Origin of the sequence: Bacillus sp. EKM208B, assembly GCF_011800725.1 — a bacterium.
GTDB classification, from domain to species: domain Bacteria; phylum Bacillota; class Bacilli; order Bacillales; family Bacillaceae; genus Bacillus; species Bacillus velezensis.
In genome coordinates, this window is record NZ_JAANHO010000001.1 from 415,581 (window position 1) to 431,185 (window position 15,605).

Sequence of the window (15,605 nt, forward strand, 5' to 3'; positions counted from 1 at the left end):
TAATAGGCAGTAAGAGGTGACGGACATGAAAATAATCTTTGTATGTACAGGCAATACGTGCCGCAGTCCTATGGCTGAGGCTCTTTTTAAATCCATTGCAGAAACGAAAGGGCTGGATGTCAGCGTAAGCTCGGCCGGCGTATTCGCGTCTCCGCACGGAAAAGCGTCGGCCCATGCCGTAGAAGCGCTGTTTGAAAAACGGATCGCTCTCAATCACAGTTCATCTCCCCTATCGGAAGAACATATCGAGACGGCTGATCTGGTGCTGGCGATGACTGAACAGCACAAACAGCTGATTGAAGGCCGATATCAAAACAGTCAGGGCAAAGTCTTTACCATTAAAGAATACGTAACGGGGGAAAACGGCGATATCTCTGACCCGTTCGGCGGTCCGCTTGATGTTTATAAACAGACGCGGGACGAACTGGAGGAGCTGCTGACCCTTTTGGCTGATCAATTGCTTGACGGAAAAAGCAAGTAATCTGTCAGAAAATCTGCAAACAGGTCATTTGCAAAACGAATGTGAAAGAGTAGAATGAAATCAACGGATTTCGTAATAAAAAGGACAAGCACACTGGGCTGTCTTCGCCCAGCCACACCTAGGAGGTAAATGAATGAAAGTAGCTATTGCGTCAGATCACGGCGGCGTCCATATCCGCGAAGAAATAAAAAGTCTTTTGGATGAATTGCAGATTGAATACATTGATATGGGCTGTGAATGCGGCGACGGCTCTGTCGATTATTCAGACTACGCTTTTCCGGTAGCGGAAAAAGTGGTGAACGGCGAAGCTGACAGGGGAATTTTAATTTGCGGCACAGGCATCGGCATGAGCATCTCCGCAAATAAGGTAAAGGGCATACGCTGTGCGCTTGCCCATGACACCTTCAGCGCAAAAGCGACGCGTGAACACAATGACACGAATGTTCTTGCGATGGGCGAACGCGTCATCGGCCCGGGGCTGGCGCGCGAAATCGCAAAAGTCTGGCTGACGACTGAATTTACGGGCGGCCGCCACGAACGGCGGATCGGCAAAATCGCAGATTACGAAGAAAAAAATCTGTAAGAGGTGCTGGACAATGGAAGAGATGAAGCAAAAATGGACGGACATGCTGACTGAGTTTCAAGAGCAGGCAGGACTGACGGACGGCAGTCTGCTGGTGATCGGGTGCAGTACAAGTGAAGCCGCCGGAAGCCGGATCGGCACCGCCGGAAGCGGGGATTGGGCTGAATTGATATACGGCGGACTTAACCGGTTTAAGGAAAAAACGGGTGTGCATCTTGCTTTTCAATGCTGCGAGCATTTAAACAGGGCGCTTGTCATTGAAGCGGAAACGGCCGAGCGGTTCAGGCTCCCCATTGTTTCAGCCGTCCCCGTCCCGAAAGCGGGCGGAGCGATGGCCTCTTATGCATACCGGCAGATGCGTTCTCCCGTGCTCGCCGAATCGATTCAGGCTGACGCCGGGATTGACATCGGCGATACGTTCATCGGCATGCATCTGAAACCCGTTGCCGTCCCTGTCCGGATATCGAGCCGTGAGCTTGGAGAAGCACATGTGACGATGGCCCGGACAAGACCGAAGCTGATAGGCGGAATTCGCGCCGTTTATGAATGCGAATGATGAAAATACTTTTCCTATATAATGTTCGTGTTTTCTAATTAAATTTTGTGATTTTTTTAAATAAGCTGTTACATTCACCTGAAAAACCATGTACAATAAGGGTGGTAAAAATAAAGAACAGGAAACGGATAGGAGAGGATCTCGCTGATGAAACATTTACCTGTACAAGACAAACAAGTGTTTAACGCCATCAAAGATGAGCGTAAGCGTCAACAGACTAAGATCGAATTAATTGCTTCTGAAAACTTCGTGACGGAAGCGGTAATGGAAGCACAAGGCTCTGTTTTAACAAACAAATATGCTGAAGGCTACCCCGGCAAACGCTACTACGGCGGCTGTGAGCATGTTGATGTCGTCGAGGACATCGCCCGCGACCGCGCGAAAGAGATTTTCGGAGCTGAGCATGTAAACGTTCAGCCGCACTCAGGCGCTCAGGCGAACATGGCTGTTTACTTCACGATTTTAGAGCACGGCGACACGGTGCTCGGGATGAACCTCTCCCACGGCGGCCACTTAACACACGGAAGCCCGGTTAATTTCAGCGGCGTTCAATACAACTTTGTAGAATACGGTGTCGATAAAGACACGCAATATATAGATTATGAAGATGTGCGTGAAAAAGCGCTGGCGCATAAGCCGAAACTCATCGTTGCCGGAGCGAGCGCGTACCCCCGCACGATCGACTTTAAAAAATTCCGTGAAATCGCTGATGAAGTCGGCGCTTACTTCATGGTCGACATGGCGCATATCGCGGGTCTTGTCGCAGCCGGTCTTCATCCGAATCCGGTTCCTTACGCTGACTTTGTAACGACAACGACTCACAAAACACTTCGCGGACCCCGCGGAGGAATGATCCTTTGCCGTGAAGAGTTCGGCAAAAAGATTGATAAATCCATTTTCCCGGGAATCCAAGGCGGACCGCTTATGCATGTCATCGCGGCCAAAGCCGTTTCTTTCGGAGAAGTGCTTGAAGATGAGTTCAAAACATATGCGCAAAACGTCATCTCGAACGCGAAGCGCCTGGCTGAGTCTCTGAACAAAGAGGGCATTCAGCTCGTATCAGGCGGAACGGATAACCACCTTGTGCTTGTCGACCTCCGTTCTCTCGGTCTGACCGGAAAAGTCGCTGAACACGTTCTTGATGAAATCGGCATTACATCTAATAAAAACGCGATCCCTTACGATCCGGAAAAACCGTTCGTCACAAGCGGAATCCGTCTCGGTACGGCAGCTGTGACAAGCCGCGGCTTTGACGGTGACGCGCTTGAAGAAGTCGGCGCCATCATCGGCCTCGCACTGAAAAATCATGAAGACGAAGCAAAACTTGAAGAAGCGAGACAGCGCGTATCTGCCTTGACTGAAAAGTTTCCTTTATATAAAGAACTGGACTATTAATAAGGAAGAAACCCGCCGGAACCTTAATCCGGCGGGTTTTTTTATGATTTTCTTGAAACTGTTTGTCTTTTTCTGTAGAATCAATAGAAGTGTGAAAAAGTCACTCGGACAACAAAAAAGGAGCTGAACACAGTATGGGAAAGGTTTACGTATTTGATCATCCTTTAATCCAGCATAAGCTGACATATATTCGGAATGAAAATACAGGCACAAAGGATTTCAGAGACCTTGTGGACGAAGTCGCATCACTGATGGCGTTTGAAATTACACGTGATCTTCCTCTTAAAGAAGTGGAAGTGAAAACACCTGTTCAAACAGCGACATCCAAAGTGATTTCAGGGAAGAAACTCGGTATCGTGCCGATCCTGAGAGCGGGTCTCGGAATGGTTGACGGCATGCTGAAATTAATCCCGGCCGCTAAAGTGGGACATGTCGGATTATACCGTGATCCGGAAACCTTAAAACCGGTGGAATACTATGTCAAGCTTCCTTCTGATGTAGAAGAACGCGAATTTATTGTCGTGGATCCGATGCTTGCTACGGGAGGCTCTGCGGTGGAAGCGATAAACAGCCTGAAAAAGCGCGGCGCGAGAAACATTCGTTTTATGTGTCTTGTAGCGGCTCCGGAAGGCGTGGAAGAGCTGATGAAACATCATTCTGACGTTGATATTTATATCGCCGCCCTTGATGAAAAACTGAATGAAAAAGGCTATATCGTTCCGGGCCTCGGTGACGCGGGTGACAGACTGTACGGAACCAAATAAATCGGAAAACCTCATTCAGGGGTTTTCTTTTTTTATCCAGATATTTGCTGAATGGGCAGAGTTCATACATTTATAGGTGAATTTGTGAACATTCTGTGTATGCTTCCGGTATAAAAAGTTTTTTAACTTTAAACAGATTGACACATGTTAGGGGCTATTGTATGCTAAACGAGGGTATTATGAGAAGGTTTTCATTCCTTTCATTTCTAGTATCCATCCTCATTTTAAATCCTCCAAAAAACCCGTTATATGAGGATTTATCTAAGCGAATGAAACAGCATCCCGTGGCATCAGGAGGATGAGTGGTTTTTTCGAACAGGCCGTTTTGCGGACAAAAAAGGCCTTCTGCAAAGGGTTAACCGCATGTTTTGCCGTATCCAGGAATTATATTACATTTTCATCAGGAGACAGATAGTTGATGGACGATCCCAATCTTACATTCAGCAGACAACGAAGATATGTATTTGTGATCTTAGCAATCTATTTGCTGGGATATGGTCTTACGGCGTATAAAACTGTTTTTTTAGGCCTCTTTTTGGGAACTGTTTTCAGTTTGTTTAATTTGTGGCTCTTGACCAGAAGAATGAATGCTTTTGACAAGGCCGTGGCGAAAGGAAAGTCCATACGATCACTCGGGAGCGCAGCGCGTTGGTGCAATGCGATACTTGCGATGGCTGTCGCCTTTAAATATCCCGATAAAGTCAGTGTGGCAAGTGTGATTATTGGATTAATGACAATTTATCCCGTCATTATGATAGATTCCATTATTCAGCTCAAACGTTCATCAATGGAAGAGAGGTGAAAACCCATTGAATCACGATTACAGAACTATTGATTTGTTTGGTCTTACTTTTAATCTGACAAACATTCTGATGATTACTGTGGCAAGTGTGATTGTGCTGCTGATTGCGATTCTTACTACGAGAACGCTGTCTATACGTCCAGGAAAAGCCCAGAACTTCATGGAATGGATTGTTGATTTTGTCCGCAATATTATAGGCAGTACAATGGATTTAAAAACAGGGGCTAACTTCTTGGCGCTTGGTGTAACCTTGCTGATGTACATATTTGTATCAAATATGCTGGGGCTGCCGTTTTCTGTAACGGTCGGACACGAGCTTTGGTGGAAATCACCGACGGCCGATCCGGCTATTACTCTGACTCTAGCCGTTATGGTTGTGTCGTTAACGCACTATTACGGCGTGAAGATGAAAGGTTTGAAGGAATACTCTAAGGATTACCTCAGACCGGTTCCGCTTATGTTCCCGATGAAGATCATTGAGGAGTTTGCGAATACGCTGACACTCGGACTTCGTCTTTACGGTAACATTTTCGCCGGGGAAATTCTTCTTGGCCTGCTTGCGAATCTGGCGACGAATTTCTACTCAAACAGCTTCTTTCTCGGTTTGGTCGGCACAGTCGGAGCCATTCTTCCGATGCTTGCATGGCAGGCGTTCAGCTTGTTCATCGGGACCATCCAGGCATTTATCTTTACGATGCTGACGATGGTGTACATGTCACACAAAATCAGTCATGATCATTAAAATCATATATCCATTCGGATAACATTTTAAAGGAGGAACTTTTTCATGAATTTAATAGCAGCTGCAATCGCAATCGGTTTAGGTGCACTTGGTGCAGGTATTGGTAACGGTCTGATCGTTTCACGTACGGTAGAGGGAATCGCCCGTCAGCCGGAAGCAGGAAAAGAACTTAGAACTCTTATGTTCATGGGTATCGCATTGGTTGAGGCCCTTCCGATTATCGCTGTCGTTATCGCGTTCTTAGCGTTCTTTGGCTAAGCAAAAAAGCCTTATATGAACTAAAAATGGCGAAGATCACTCTAAGAGAACCTTCGCCATTGCTTTATGTCTGATAAGCAGGCCGTACCGAAACGGCTTTTTATCAGCAGAGAAAACCTGCAGAAGGGAGTTGCCGTAGTAGATGTCTCAATTACCTCTTGAATTAGGACTGTCGTTTAACGGCGGAGATATCCTATTCCAATTGTTAGCTATGTTAGTTTTATTAGCGCTTCTCAAGAAATTCGCTCTTGGACCGCTATTAAATATAATGAAACAGCGTGAAGATCATATCGCCGGCGAAATTACGTCCGCTGAAGAAAGAAATAAAGAAGCGCAGAAGCTGATTGAAGAGCAGCGCGTTCTTTTAAAAGAAGCGAAACAGGAATCACAATCACTCATTGAAAATGCGAAAAAACTGGGTGAAAAGCAGAAGGAAGACATTATTCAGGCTGCACGTGCCGAGTCTGAAAGATTGAAAGAAGCGGCGAGAACCGAAATTGTCAAAGAAAAAGAACAAGCGGTTTCCGCACTTCGCGAGCAAGTCGCATCACTTTCTGTCTTAATCGCATCGAAAGTGATTGAAAAAGAGCTTGATGAACAAGCCCAGGAACAACTGATTCAGGACTATCTTAAAGAGGTAGGAGAAAGCCGATGAGTGGATCTGCTGTCTCTAAACGATACGCGTCAGCGCTTTTCGACATTGCCGTTGAGACTTCTCAAATCAATGAAATCGAAGAAGAGCTTACCGTACTAAAAGAAGTGTTCCGGAACGAAGCCGGATTACAGGAAGTGTTAAGCCATCCGAAGGTATCGGCCGCTAAGAAAAAAGAGCTGATTCAGCAATCGTTCGGCGCACTGTCTGAGTCTGTGCTGCATACGATTTTTCTTCTGATTGACCGCCGCCGGTCTTCGATTGTGCCTGATCTCACAGACGAGTTTATCAAACTTGCCAATCAGGCCCGTCAGACAGAGGACGCGGTTGTTTATTCAGTAAAACCGCTGTCAGAAGCGGAAATGTTATCATTGTCTCAAGTGTTTGCAAAAAAAGCCGGAATCGCTTCGCTCAGAATCAGAAATGAAGTGCAGACGGATTTAATAGGCGGCATTAAAGTCCGCATTGGAAACCGGATTTATGACGGAAGCGTGAGCGGAAAGCTTGAGCGCATGGAACGTCAACTTGCCGGAGGAAATCGATAGAAGGGGTGAAACCTAAGTGAGCATCAAAGCTGAAGAGATTAGCACGCTGATAAAGCAGCAAATTCAAAATTACCAATCTGAAATTGAAGTTCATGACGTAGGTACAGTCATCCAAGTCGGAGACGGTATTGCGCGTGTGCACGGCCTTGACAATTGTATGGCCGGTGAACTTGTTGAGTTTTCAAACGGCGTTTTGGGTATGGCTCAAAACCTTGAAGAATCCAACGTAGGTATCGTTATCTTAGGACCTTACAGAGATATCCGTGAAGGTGATGAGGTCAAAAGAACGGGCCGCATCATGGAAGTTCCTGTAGGTGAAGAATTAATCGGACGTATCGTCAACCCGCTCGGACAGCCGGTAGACGGACTGGGTCCGATTCTGACAAGCAAAACACGTCCGATCGAAAGCCCGGCTCCAGGCGTAATGGACCGTAAATCAGTACATGAGCCGCTGCAAACGGGTATCAAAGCGATCGACGCGTTAATTCCGATCGGCCGCGGACAGCGTGAGCTGATTATCGGGGACCGTCAGACAGGTAAAACATCTGTTGCGATTGATACAATCTTGAACCAAAAAGATCAAGACATGATCTGTGTGTACGTAGCGATCGGCCAGAAAGAATCTACAGTGCGCGGCGTAGTGGAAACACTTCGTAAGCATGGCGCGCTTGATTACACGATTGTCGTGACGGCGTCCGCTTCACAGCCGGCTCCGCTTCTGTACCTTGCACCGTATGCAGGGGTGACAATGGGTGAAGAATTCATGTACAACGGCAAGCACGTTCTCGTCGTATATGATGATTTATCCAAACAAGCGGCCGCTTATCGTGAGCTGTCATTGCTTCTTCGCCGTCCGCCGGGCCGTGAAGCATTCCCTGGGGATGTATTCTATCTTCACTCCCGTCTGCTTGAGCGCGCAGCCAAGCTGAGTGACGCAAAAGGCGCAGGATCAATTACGGCGCTGCCGTTCGTCGAAACACAAGCAGGAGATATCTCCGCTTATATCCCGACAAACGTCATTTCCATTACTGACGGACAGATTTTCCTTCAATCCGACCTATTCTTCTCAGGCGTGCGTCCTGCGATCAATGCCGGATTATCCGTATCCCGTGTCGGCGGATCAGCCCAAATCAAAGCGATGAAAAAGGTAGCGGGAACATTGCGTCTTGACCTGGCTTCATACCGTGAACTTGAAGCGTTCGCCCAATTCGGATCTGATCTTGACCAGGCGACTCAGGCGAAACTGAACCGCGGTGCGCGTACAGTTGAAGTGCTGAAGCAAGACTTGAATAAACCGCTTCCGGTTGAAAAACAGGTAGCCATTCTTTATGCGCTGACAAAAGGATATCTTGATGATATTCCGGTTGCGGATATCAGACGTTTTGAAGAAGAGTACTACATGTACCTTGATCAAAACCATAAAGATCTGCTTGACGGCATTGCGAAAACAGGAAACCTTCCTGCTGATGAAGACTTCAAAGCTGCAATCGAAGGCTTCAAACGCACATTTGCACCAAGCAACTAACCCTTAGAAGATGAGAGAAAAAGGTTCTCTTTTTCTCTCTTTTTACGCAAATGAAGAATAAAGGTGGTGAAATCTTTGGCCTCATTACGCGATATTAAGTCAAGGATCACGTCAACGAAAAAAACAAGCCAGATTACAAAAGCCATGCAGATGGTATCCGCTGCGAAGCTGAACCGTGCGGAAACCAACGCGAAGTCATTTGCTCCGTATATGGATAAGATCCAGGAGGTTGTGTTTAACGTCGGAAAAGGCGCGAAAAACGCGAAACACCCGATGCTTGTCTCAAGAGAAGTGAAAAAGACGGCGTATCTCGTCATTACGTCTGACCGCGGGCTTGCGGGTGCGTTTAACAGTTCGGTTTTGCGAAACGCTTACCGCACCATTCAAGAACGCCATCAGTCTAAAGATGAATACACGGTGATTGCAATCGGCAGAGTCGGCCGCGATTTCTTCAAAAAACGGGAGATGCCGATTTTGTCTGAGTTAGTGGGGCTTGGCGACGAGGTCACTTTTGCTCAGATTAAAGATTTGACCCGTCAGACGGTTCAAATGTTTATCGACGGCGCTTTTGATGAACTGCATTTGGTGTATAACCATTTCGTCAGTGCGATTTCACAGGAAGTGACGGAGAAAAAAGTGCTGCCTTTAACGGATTTCGGAACGAGCGGCGGGAAGCGCACGGCTTCTTACGAGTTCGAACCGGATGAAGAAGAGGTGCTCGAAGTGCTGCTTCCTCAATATGCGGAAAGCTTAATTTACGGCGCGCTTCTTGACAGTAAAGCAAGTGAACACGCTGCGAGAATGACAGCAATGAAAAATGCGACGGATAATGCGAAAGAACTCATTGATTCACTTTCGCTTTCATATAACCGCGCGCGTCAAGCGGCGATTACACAAGAAATTACCGAAATTGTCGGCGGTGCAGCCGCTTTAGAATAGAAAGATTTTGTCAGGAGGGATAGCGATGAAGAAAGGACGCGTAAGTCAGGTGCTTGGACCGGTTGTCGACGTACGTTTCGAGGACGGCCACTTGCCTGCGATTTATAATGCGATTAAAGTTTCACAGCCAGCTACAGGCGAAAATGAAGTAGGCATCGACCTAACGCTAGAGGTTGCTCTTCATTTAGGCGATGATACAGTCCGTACAATTGCCATGGCATCTACGGACGGAATTCAGCGCGGAATGGAAGCTGTTGATACAGGTGCGCCGATTTCCGTTCCTGTCGGTGATGTGACTCTCGGACGCGTATTTAACGTACTGGGAGATAAAATTGATTTAAATGAACCGCTGCCTGCGGATGCTCAAAAGGACCCGATCCACAGATCAGCTCCTTCATTCGATGAGCTTTCAACTGAGGTTGAAATTCTTGAAACGGGAATTAAGGTTGTTGACCTGCTCGCTCCTTACATCAAGGGCGGTAAAATCGGATTGTTCGGCGGCGCCGGCGTAGGTAAAACCGTATTAATCCAGGAATTAATCAACAATATCGCGCAAGAGCACGGCGGTATTTCCGTATTCGCCGGTGTAGGAGAGCGTACTCGTGAAGGGAACGACCTTTTCTACGAAATGAGCGATTCAGGCGTTATTAAGAAAACAGCCATGGTCTTCGGACAAATGAACGAGCCGCCGGGCGCACGTATGCGTGTAGCACTGACGGGTCTTACAATGGCTGAGCATTTCCGTGATAAACAAGGACAGGACGTACTGTTCTTTATCGATAACATTTTCCGTTTCACACAAGCGGGTTCAGAGGTTTCTGCGCTTCTCGGCCGTATGCCTTCTGCGGTTGGTTATCAGCCGACGCTTGCGACAGAAATGGGTCAGCTTCAAGAGCGTATTACGTCTACAAACGTTGGTTCAGTTACATCTATCCAGGCGATCTACGTGCCTGCCGATGACTACACTGACCCGGCTCCGGCGACAACGTTCGCTCACTTGGATGCGACGACTAACCTTGAGCGTAAATTAACTGAAATGGGTATCTACCCTGCGGTTGATCCGCTGGCTTCCACTTCCCGCGCGCTTGCTCCGGAAATTGTCGGAGAAGAGCATTATGCGGTGGCGCGTGAAGTCCAGTCAACGCTTCAGCGTTACAAAGAACTTCAGGATATTATCGCGATTCTCGGTATGGACGAATTAGGTGAAGAAGACAAGCTTGTCGTTCACCGCGCACGCCGTATCCAGTTCTTCCTTTCTCAAAACTTCCACGTAGCTGAGCAGTTTACGGGACAAAAGGGTTCTTACGTGCCTGTTAAAGAAACGGTACGAGGCTTTAAAGAAATCCTTTCCGGTAAATATGACCATCTTCCGGAAGATGCATTCCGTCTTGTGGGACGCATTGAAGAAGTCATTGAGAATGCAAAAGAGATGGGTGTAGAAGTTTAATCTGGTCCTAGGAGGGTAAAAGCATGAAGACCGTTAAAGTCAATATCGTTACTCCCGACGGCCCAGTATATGATGCTGATATTGAAATGGTAAGTGTAAGAGCCGAGAGCGGTGATCTCGGTATCTTGCCTGGCCATATTCCGACCGTGGCTCCGCTTAAAATCGGCGCTGTCCGCCTTAAAAAAGACGGGCAGACCGAATTGGCGGCTGTCAGCGGCGGATTTTTAGAAGTCCGTCCTGATCAGGTCACTATCCTTGCACAAGCCGCTGAAACAGCGGAAAGCATTGATAAAGAGCGCGCCCTTGCTGCGAAAAAGCGGGCGGAAGACCGTTTGAACAAACGATCAGATGATACTGACATTCGTCGGGCTGAGCTTGCGTTACAGCGGGCTGTAAACAGATTGGATGTTGCAGGAAACTAAAAAAGAATCCTTCTCGGCTGTCTGAGAAGGATTCTTTTTCTATATTAACGCATAAGAGATTCATAGACGCCGATAAGCGGATGATCCTCTTCTTTTTGCAGATATAAATGTTCGCAGCAGTTGTCGGTGTGCCACGTTTTGTTTCCTCTCCGTACACCCGTCGTATAGGCGCCGTCCGTATACGGATAAGGTTTGACGACCCATTCGGCATCGTCATGGTGTCGGATGGCGCAATCGATGACATACACGCTGAGCATTTTCTCAAATTCGTCAATCGGCAGGTTCCAATCCGCCAAAAGCAGCTCTTTTATGCTGCGGAAGTAAAGAGCTTCCACTTCCAGCAGGCTGCCGCGTGAATAATCAAGAGAAATGTTGAAAAACTGACATAATTCTTTCAGTTCCTCTGTTTGAGACTGTCTATAATCATAGTAGAATGCTATCGCTTCCCACTCGTGGTCAAATACGGGAAGTGTTTCTCCATACTGCTTTTCCGGATGAAAAAAGGAATGATTCATATTCCCATCTCCTTTCCAAAAAAGTATATCATGCCGGAGAACGGACATTTAAGCGGGGATTGCCCCTAATTTTGGATAAAAATTCTGATGTAAAAATGATCATCTTTCTCTCTTCTTCTTATATAATAAGAGAGGATATGAGGGGCGGAAAAAATGAAAGGAGATGGGATTTGTGAATGTATTGGGGCAGCAGGCCGCAATCAGCATCCTGGTTCACCTGGTATGCATTGCGGTGACATGGTGGGCGCTTCAGGCCGTCAACTTTGATCCGCTGATCCGAAAAGGAAAAATAGTGCAGGCGAGGCTGCTGATCATTCTTCTTACCATTGCGATCGGTACGGCAGTCGCTGACTTCTTTTTAGATTATCTTACCTATTCGAAACAGCTTCCATACTTATTTTAAGATGTTTCGTCTGTTGAAATGAAGGGAATCGCTGGGTGAGCAACCAATTTTTCTTCACCCGCTTGGCGAGTTTTGACGAAGTTTTCCATGTATCGCTTTCCCCGGCTCCGGCAAAAATGGGAGTAAGGGGGAGAGATCGGTATGAAGAAAAAAAGAGCAGGCCGCATCATCTTATTTTTTGTTTTTTTAAGCGCCTTAATAGCGGTATTTCATTCCATTCATGCAAGTGAGCTGTCTCCGCTTGCCCAGATTGCCGAAGGAATGGAGCGGCAGCATGTCACTGTAGATGAATGGACGCTTCATGCGAAAGAAAATCTGAACCTGTCACTGAGTGAATTTGATGACAAGGTAAAAGAACTGAAGACGCAGTATCCGCAATATCACTGGAAAACCGCGCGGGAAGATAAAATCGTAAAGGCCGTCGGCACGTATTCTGACAAAAAAAATCACACAACTTTTAAACTGCAGCTCGTCACTACCCTCAAAAACCAGAACCCAACTTCGTATTTATTATATGAGCAAATGAGCCCGGAGCAACCGGAAAACTGGAATGATACATATGAACAGTTTGAACGGCAGGCACATGACATATTTCAAAATAAAGTATTTATTTTTACTTGTCTAAAGGGTCATTTAAATGATAATATGAGTATTGTTTTGCAAAAAAAAGCAGAACAGCTCATGAAAGAATTTGAAGCAAGTCCAGTTGAACATGTAGTTGAGCCTCATTTCGTTTCTGTTTCTGCATTTACATATAAGTGGACAGATTACATCATGACATCGAAACATAAGATGAATGTGCAAGTTGCGCTTAGAAGTGCGGGAATGGGCGAAAAACATACCGTTACGGTTGGCACACCAATCGTGACGACTGAATATTAATATAGAGAATATAGGGACGCGGAGGGGAATACCTTGGAAAAAATCATCGTCCGCGGCGGTCAGAAGTTAAACGGCACAGTGAAAGTTGAAGGAGCAAAAAATGCCGTTTTACCAGTTATCGCTGCATCTTTATTAGCAAGTGAAGAAAAAAGCGTAATATGTGATGTACCTACGCTCTCCGATGTATATACAATCAACGAAGTGTTGCGTCATTTAGGAGCAGATGTGCATTTTGAGAATAATGAAGTTACCGTAAACGCTTCTTACGCTTTAGAAACAGAAGCACCTTTTGAATATGTGCGTAAAATGCGCGCGTCAGTGCTTGTTATGGGCCCTCTGTTAGCCCGTACCGGTCATTCAAGAGTAGCGCTTCCGGGCGGCTGCGCAATCGGCTCAAGACCGATTGATCAGCATTTAAAAGGCTTTGAAGCAATGGGTGCAAAAATCAAAGTAGGCAACGGCTTTATTGAAGCAGAAGTGGAAGGCCGTCTGCAGGGCGCAAAAATCTATTTAGATTTCCCAAGTGTGGGTGCGACAGAAAACTTGATTATGGCAGCTGCTTTAGCTGAAGGAACAACAACGCTTGAAAACGTGGCAAAAGAGCCTGAAATCGTTGACTTAGCGAACTATATCAATGCGATGGGCGGAAAAATCCGTGGAGCCGGCACAGGCACCATTAAAATTGAAGGTGTCGAGAAGCTTCACGGCGTAAGACACAACATCATTCCTGACCGTATTGAAGCGGGTACTTTCATGGTGGCTGCGGCTATCACGGAAGGAAATGTATTAGTCAAAGGTGCGGTTCCAGAGCATCTTACGTCTTTAATTGCGAAGATGGAAGAAATGGGAGTCAAAATTACGGATGAAGGAGAAGGCCTTCGTGTCATCGGTCCTGCCCAGCTGAAGCCGATCGACATTAAAACGATGCCTCACCCAGGATTCCCGACTGATATGCAGTCGCAAATGATGGCGCTGCTTCTCCGTGCGAGCGGAACAAGCATGATTACTGAAACTGTGTTTGAAAACCGTTTTATGCATGCTGAAGAATTCCGCCGGATGAATGGCGACATTAAAATTGAAGGACGTTCTGTGATCATTAACGGTCCTGTACAGCTGCAAGGCGCAGAAGTTGCCGCTACGGACCTGCGTGCGGGCGCGGCGCTGATTCTTGCGGGATTAGTGGCTGAAGGTCATACACGCGTCACGGAACTGAAGCACTTGGATCGCGGTTATGTGAATTTCCATCAAAAACTTGCGGCTCTCGGAGCTGACATCGAGCGTGTCGTTGATGAAACGGCCGCTGAACAAGAAAGCAAAGAAGTCGTAACTGACCTAAACGCATAATGGCTGTAAAAACAGTATGTCAATCTGGCATACTGTTTTTTTATGGTTTATCATCATTATTATGCTCTGATTTCCAAAAAAGAATACGTTTTTCGCGTGAAAAATGGAATAAAGATTCTGTCCAAAAGGAAGTCATATTAGCTTGTCCCTGCCCATAAGATGAAGTAGAGTCGAATCCCAAGCAGGAGGCAGCTGATATATGAAACCGATTGTATTTCTACTATCCGGGCTGTGTATACTTATTCTTCTAGTCCCCACCATTCTCGTCCTTCCGTTTCAGGCAGAAAAAGGCGCAGCCGTAAACAGAGAGCCCGGACACAAAACAGCACACACCACACGAGAAACAAAAGGAGCAGAAACATTGAAAGAATCACCTGTATCCATTCCGGTTTATCGGACATCCAATCATTCTGTAGAAAACATTCCGCTTGAAGAGTACGTGGTCGGTGTCGTGGCTTCCGAAATGCCCGCAAACTTTAAACCGGAGGCCTTAAAAGCCCAGGCGCTCGCCGCCCGGACATTCATCGTCAGACTGATGGTCGCTGACTCAGCCGTTCAGGCGCCGAAAGGATCACTGGTGGATGATACGCAAATGTTCCAAGTCTATCAAAGCAAAAGCCAGCTGAAAAAAGAATGGGGTTCTAAGTACGCACACAACCTCAAGAAAATCACAAACGCGGTCGCCGGCACGCAAGGAAAGATTTTAACGTACGACAACAAGCCGATTGAGGCATCTTTCTTCTCTACGAGCAACGGGTATACGGAGAATGCGGAAGCCTATTGGACAAGCGCCATTCCTTATTTAAAAAGCGTGAAAAGTCCGTGGGATAAGCAATCGCCGAAATATCTCGCCACCCAGACCTTCAGTGTGCCGGAGTTTCAGCAAAAGCTCGGCGTACAGCTCTCGGGACAAAACACAGTGGGACAGATTACAGCCAGAACGCCGGGCCATCAAGTGGCGACGGCCGTCATAAACGGCAAAAAGCTGAAGGGAAGAGACATCCGGGAAAAACTCGGACTCCGTTCTGCCGACTTTGAATGGAAACGAAACGGCGGCAGCATCACCATTACGACAAAAGGATTCGGCCACGGCGTCGGCATGAGCCAGTACGGGGCCAATTACATGGCGCAGCAGGGAAAATCAGTGGCGGACATCGTCAAGCATTATTATCAGGGAGTGGACATTTCCGAAGCAGATTCATTTTTAAACAAATATATGGCGAAAAAATAGACGCTTTCATGAGCGTCTGTTTTTTTGAAAACTATTCCATAAACGGTAAAGCAACCAACAGACTCATATAACGAAAGCCTAAAGGCTGACAAATGCCGATTGAAGGCTGAGCGCCGGGT

At 46.8% G+C, this 15,605-nt stretch carries 19 protein-coding genes; 18 read left to right on the plus strand and 1 reads right to left on the minus strand.

Going from position 1 to position 15,605, the window contains the following annotated elements:
* Window positions 1-25: 25 nt before the first annotated feature.
* From G9F75_RS02095 to G9F75_RS02160, 14 genes are all read left to right on the plus strand, one after another.
* Window positions 26-481 carry a low molecular weight protein arginine phosphatase gene (locus G9F75_RS02095; RefSeq protein WP_003151148.1) on the plus strand — a complete coding sequence of 152 codons (456 nt, stop codon included), beginning with the start codon at window positions 26-28 and terminating at the stop codon, window positions 479-481.
* A gap of 133 nt (window positions 482-614) precedes the next feature.
* Window positions 615-1,064 carry a ribose 5-phosphate isomerase B gene (rpiB, locus tag G9F75_RS02100; RefSeq protein ID WP_021494811.1) on the plus strand — a complete coding sequence of 150 codons (450 nt, stop codon included), beginning with the start codon at window positions 615-617 and terminating at the stop codon, window positions 1,062-1,064.
* A gap of 13 nt (window positions 1,065-1,077) precedes the next feature.
* Window positions 1,078-1,620 carry a TIGR01440 family protein gene (locus tag G9F75_RS02105; protein WP_007407598.1) on the plus strand — a complete coding sequence of 181 codons (543 nt, stop codon included), beginning with the start codon at window positions 1,078-1,080 and terminating at the stop codon, window positions 1,618-1,620.
* A gap of 147 nt (window positions 1,621-1,767) precedes the next feature.
* Window positions 1,768-3,015 carry a serine hydroxymethyltransferase gene (gene glyA / locus G9F75_RS02110; protein WP_014419101.1) on the plus strand — a complete coding sequence of 416 codons (1,248 nt, stop codon included), beginning with the start codon at window positions 1,768-1,770 and terminating at the stop codon, window positions 3,013-3,015.
* 134 nt (window positions 3,016-3,149) lie between these two features.
* Complete coding sequence (gene upp / locus G9F75_RS02115) at window positions 3,150-3,779, plus strand: uracil phosphoribosyltransferase (RefSeq protein WP_014419100.1); 630 nt, start codon at window positions 3,150-3,152, stop codon at window positions 3,777-3,779.
* Between the two features lie 418 nt (window positions 3,780-4,197).
* Complete coding sequence (gene atpI, locus G9F75_RS02120; protein WP_003151155.1) at window positions 4,198-4,581, plus strand: ATP synthase subunit I; 384 nt, start codon at window positions 4,198-4,200, stop codon at window positions 4,579-4,581.
* Between the two features lie 7 nt (window positions 4,582-4,588).
* The gene (gene atpB / locus G9F75_RS02125; RefSeq protein WP_014419099.1) at window positions 4,589-5,323 is read left to right on the plus strand and encodes a F0F1 ATP synthase subunit A; all 735 of its coding nucleotides are present in this window, start codon (window positions 4,589-4,591) and stop codon (window positions 5,321-5,323) included.
* Window positions 5,324-5,368: 45 nt separating this feature from the next.
* Window positions 5,369-5,581 carry a F0F1 ATP synthase subunit C gene (gene atpE, locus G9F75_RS02130; RefSeq protein WP_003151167.1) on the plus strand — a complete coding sequence of 71 codons (213 nt, stop codon included), beginning with the start codon at window positions 5,369-5,371 and terminating at the stop codon, window positions 5,579-5,581.
* Window positions 5,582-5,723: 142 nt separating this feature from the next.
* Window positions 5,724-6,236 carry a F0F1 ATP synthase subunit B gene (gene atpF, locus G9F75_RS02135; protein WP_003151168.1) on the plus strand — a complete coding sequence of 171 codons (513 nt, stop codon included), beginning with the start codon at window positions 5,724-5,726 and terminating at the stop codon, window positions 6,234-6,236.
* Complete coding sequence (locus G9F75_RS02140) at window positions 6,233-6,778, plus strand: F0F1 ATP synthase subunit delta (RefSeq protein ID WP_003151169.1); 546 nt, start codon at window positions 6,233-6,235, stop codon at window positions 6,776-6,778. Before atpF ends, G9F75_RS02140 begins: the two co-directional genes overlap by 4 nt.
* A 16-nt stretch (window positions 6,779-6,794) precedes the next feature.
* Entirely contained in the window at window positions 6,795-8,303 is a 1,509-nt protein-coding gene (gene atpA / locus G9F75_RS02145; protein ID WP_017418736.1) for a F0F1 ATP synthase subunit alpha, read from the plus strand.
* A 75-nt stretch (window positions 8,304-8,378) separates the two neighbouring features.
* Complete coding sequence (gene atpG / locus G9F75_RS02150) at window positions 8,379-9,242, plus strand: ATP synthase F1 subunit gamma (protein WP_003151172.1); 864 nt, start codon at window positions 8,379-8,381, stop codon at window positions 9,240-9,242.
* A gap of 25 nt (window positions 9,243-9,267) precedes the next feature.
* A complete protein-coding gene (gene atpD / locus G9F75_RS02155; RefSeq protein WP_003151173.1) occupies window positions 9,268-10,689 on the plus strand; it encodes a F0F1 ATP synthase subunit beta in 1,422 nt (473 codons plus the stop codon).
* 23 nt (window positions 10,690-10,712) lie between these two features.
* Entirely contained in the window at window positions 10,713-11,111 is a 399-nt protein-coding gene (locus tag G9F75_RS02160) for a F0F1 ATP synthase subunit epsilon (RefSeq protein WP_003151176.1), read from the plus strand.
* 44 nt (window positions 11,112-11,155) lie between these two features.
* Here G9F75_RS02160 and G9F75_RS02165 read toward each other — a convergent pair whose 3' ends face one another.
* Window positions 11,156-11,626 carry a hypothetical protein gene (locus G9F75_RS02165; protein WP_014419098.1) on the minus strand — a complete coding sequence of 157 codons (471 nt, stop codon included), beginning with the start codon at window positions 11,624-11,626 and terminating at the stop codon, window positions 11,156-11,158.
* 172 nt (window positions 11,627-11,798) lie between these two features.
* Between G9F75_RS02165 and G9F75_RS02170 the strand changes: the two genes are divergently transcribed.
* The 4 genes from G9F75_RS02170 (at window position 11,799) to spoIID (ending at window position 15,486) form a co-directional block, all read left to right on the plus strand.
* Window positions 11,799-12,029, plus strand: coding sequence for a DUF1146 family protein (locus tag G9F75_RS02170; protein WP_007614366.1), 231 nt, complete (start codon window positions 11,799-11,801; stop codon window positions 12,027-12,029).
* A gap of 141 nt (window positions 12,030-12,170) precedes the next feature.
* A complete protein-coding gene (locus tag G9F75_RS02175; RefSeq protein ID WP_029972867.1) occupies window positions 12,171-12,911 on the plus strand; it encodes a YwmB family TATA-box binding protein in 741 nt (246 codons plus the stop codon).
* Between the two features lie 33 nt (window positions 12,912-12,944).
* Entirely contained in the window at window positions 12,945-14,255 is a 1,311-nt protein-coding gene (gene murA, locus G9F75_RS02180; RefSeq protein WP_007614362.1) for a UDP-N-acetylglucosamine 1-carboxyvinyltransferase, read from the plus strand.
* Window positions 14,256-14,454: 199 nt separating this feature from the next.
* The gene (spoIID, locus tag G9F75_RS02185) at window positions 14,455-15,486 is read left to right on the plus strand and encodes a stage II sporulation protein D (protein WP_017418739.1); all 1,032 of its coding nucleotides are present in this window, start codon (window positions 14,455-14,457) and stop codon (window positions 15,484-15,486) included.
* Window positions 15,487-15,605: the final 119 nt, after the last annotated feature.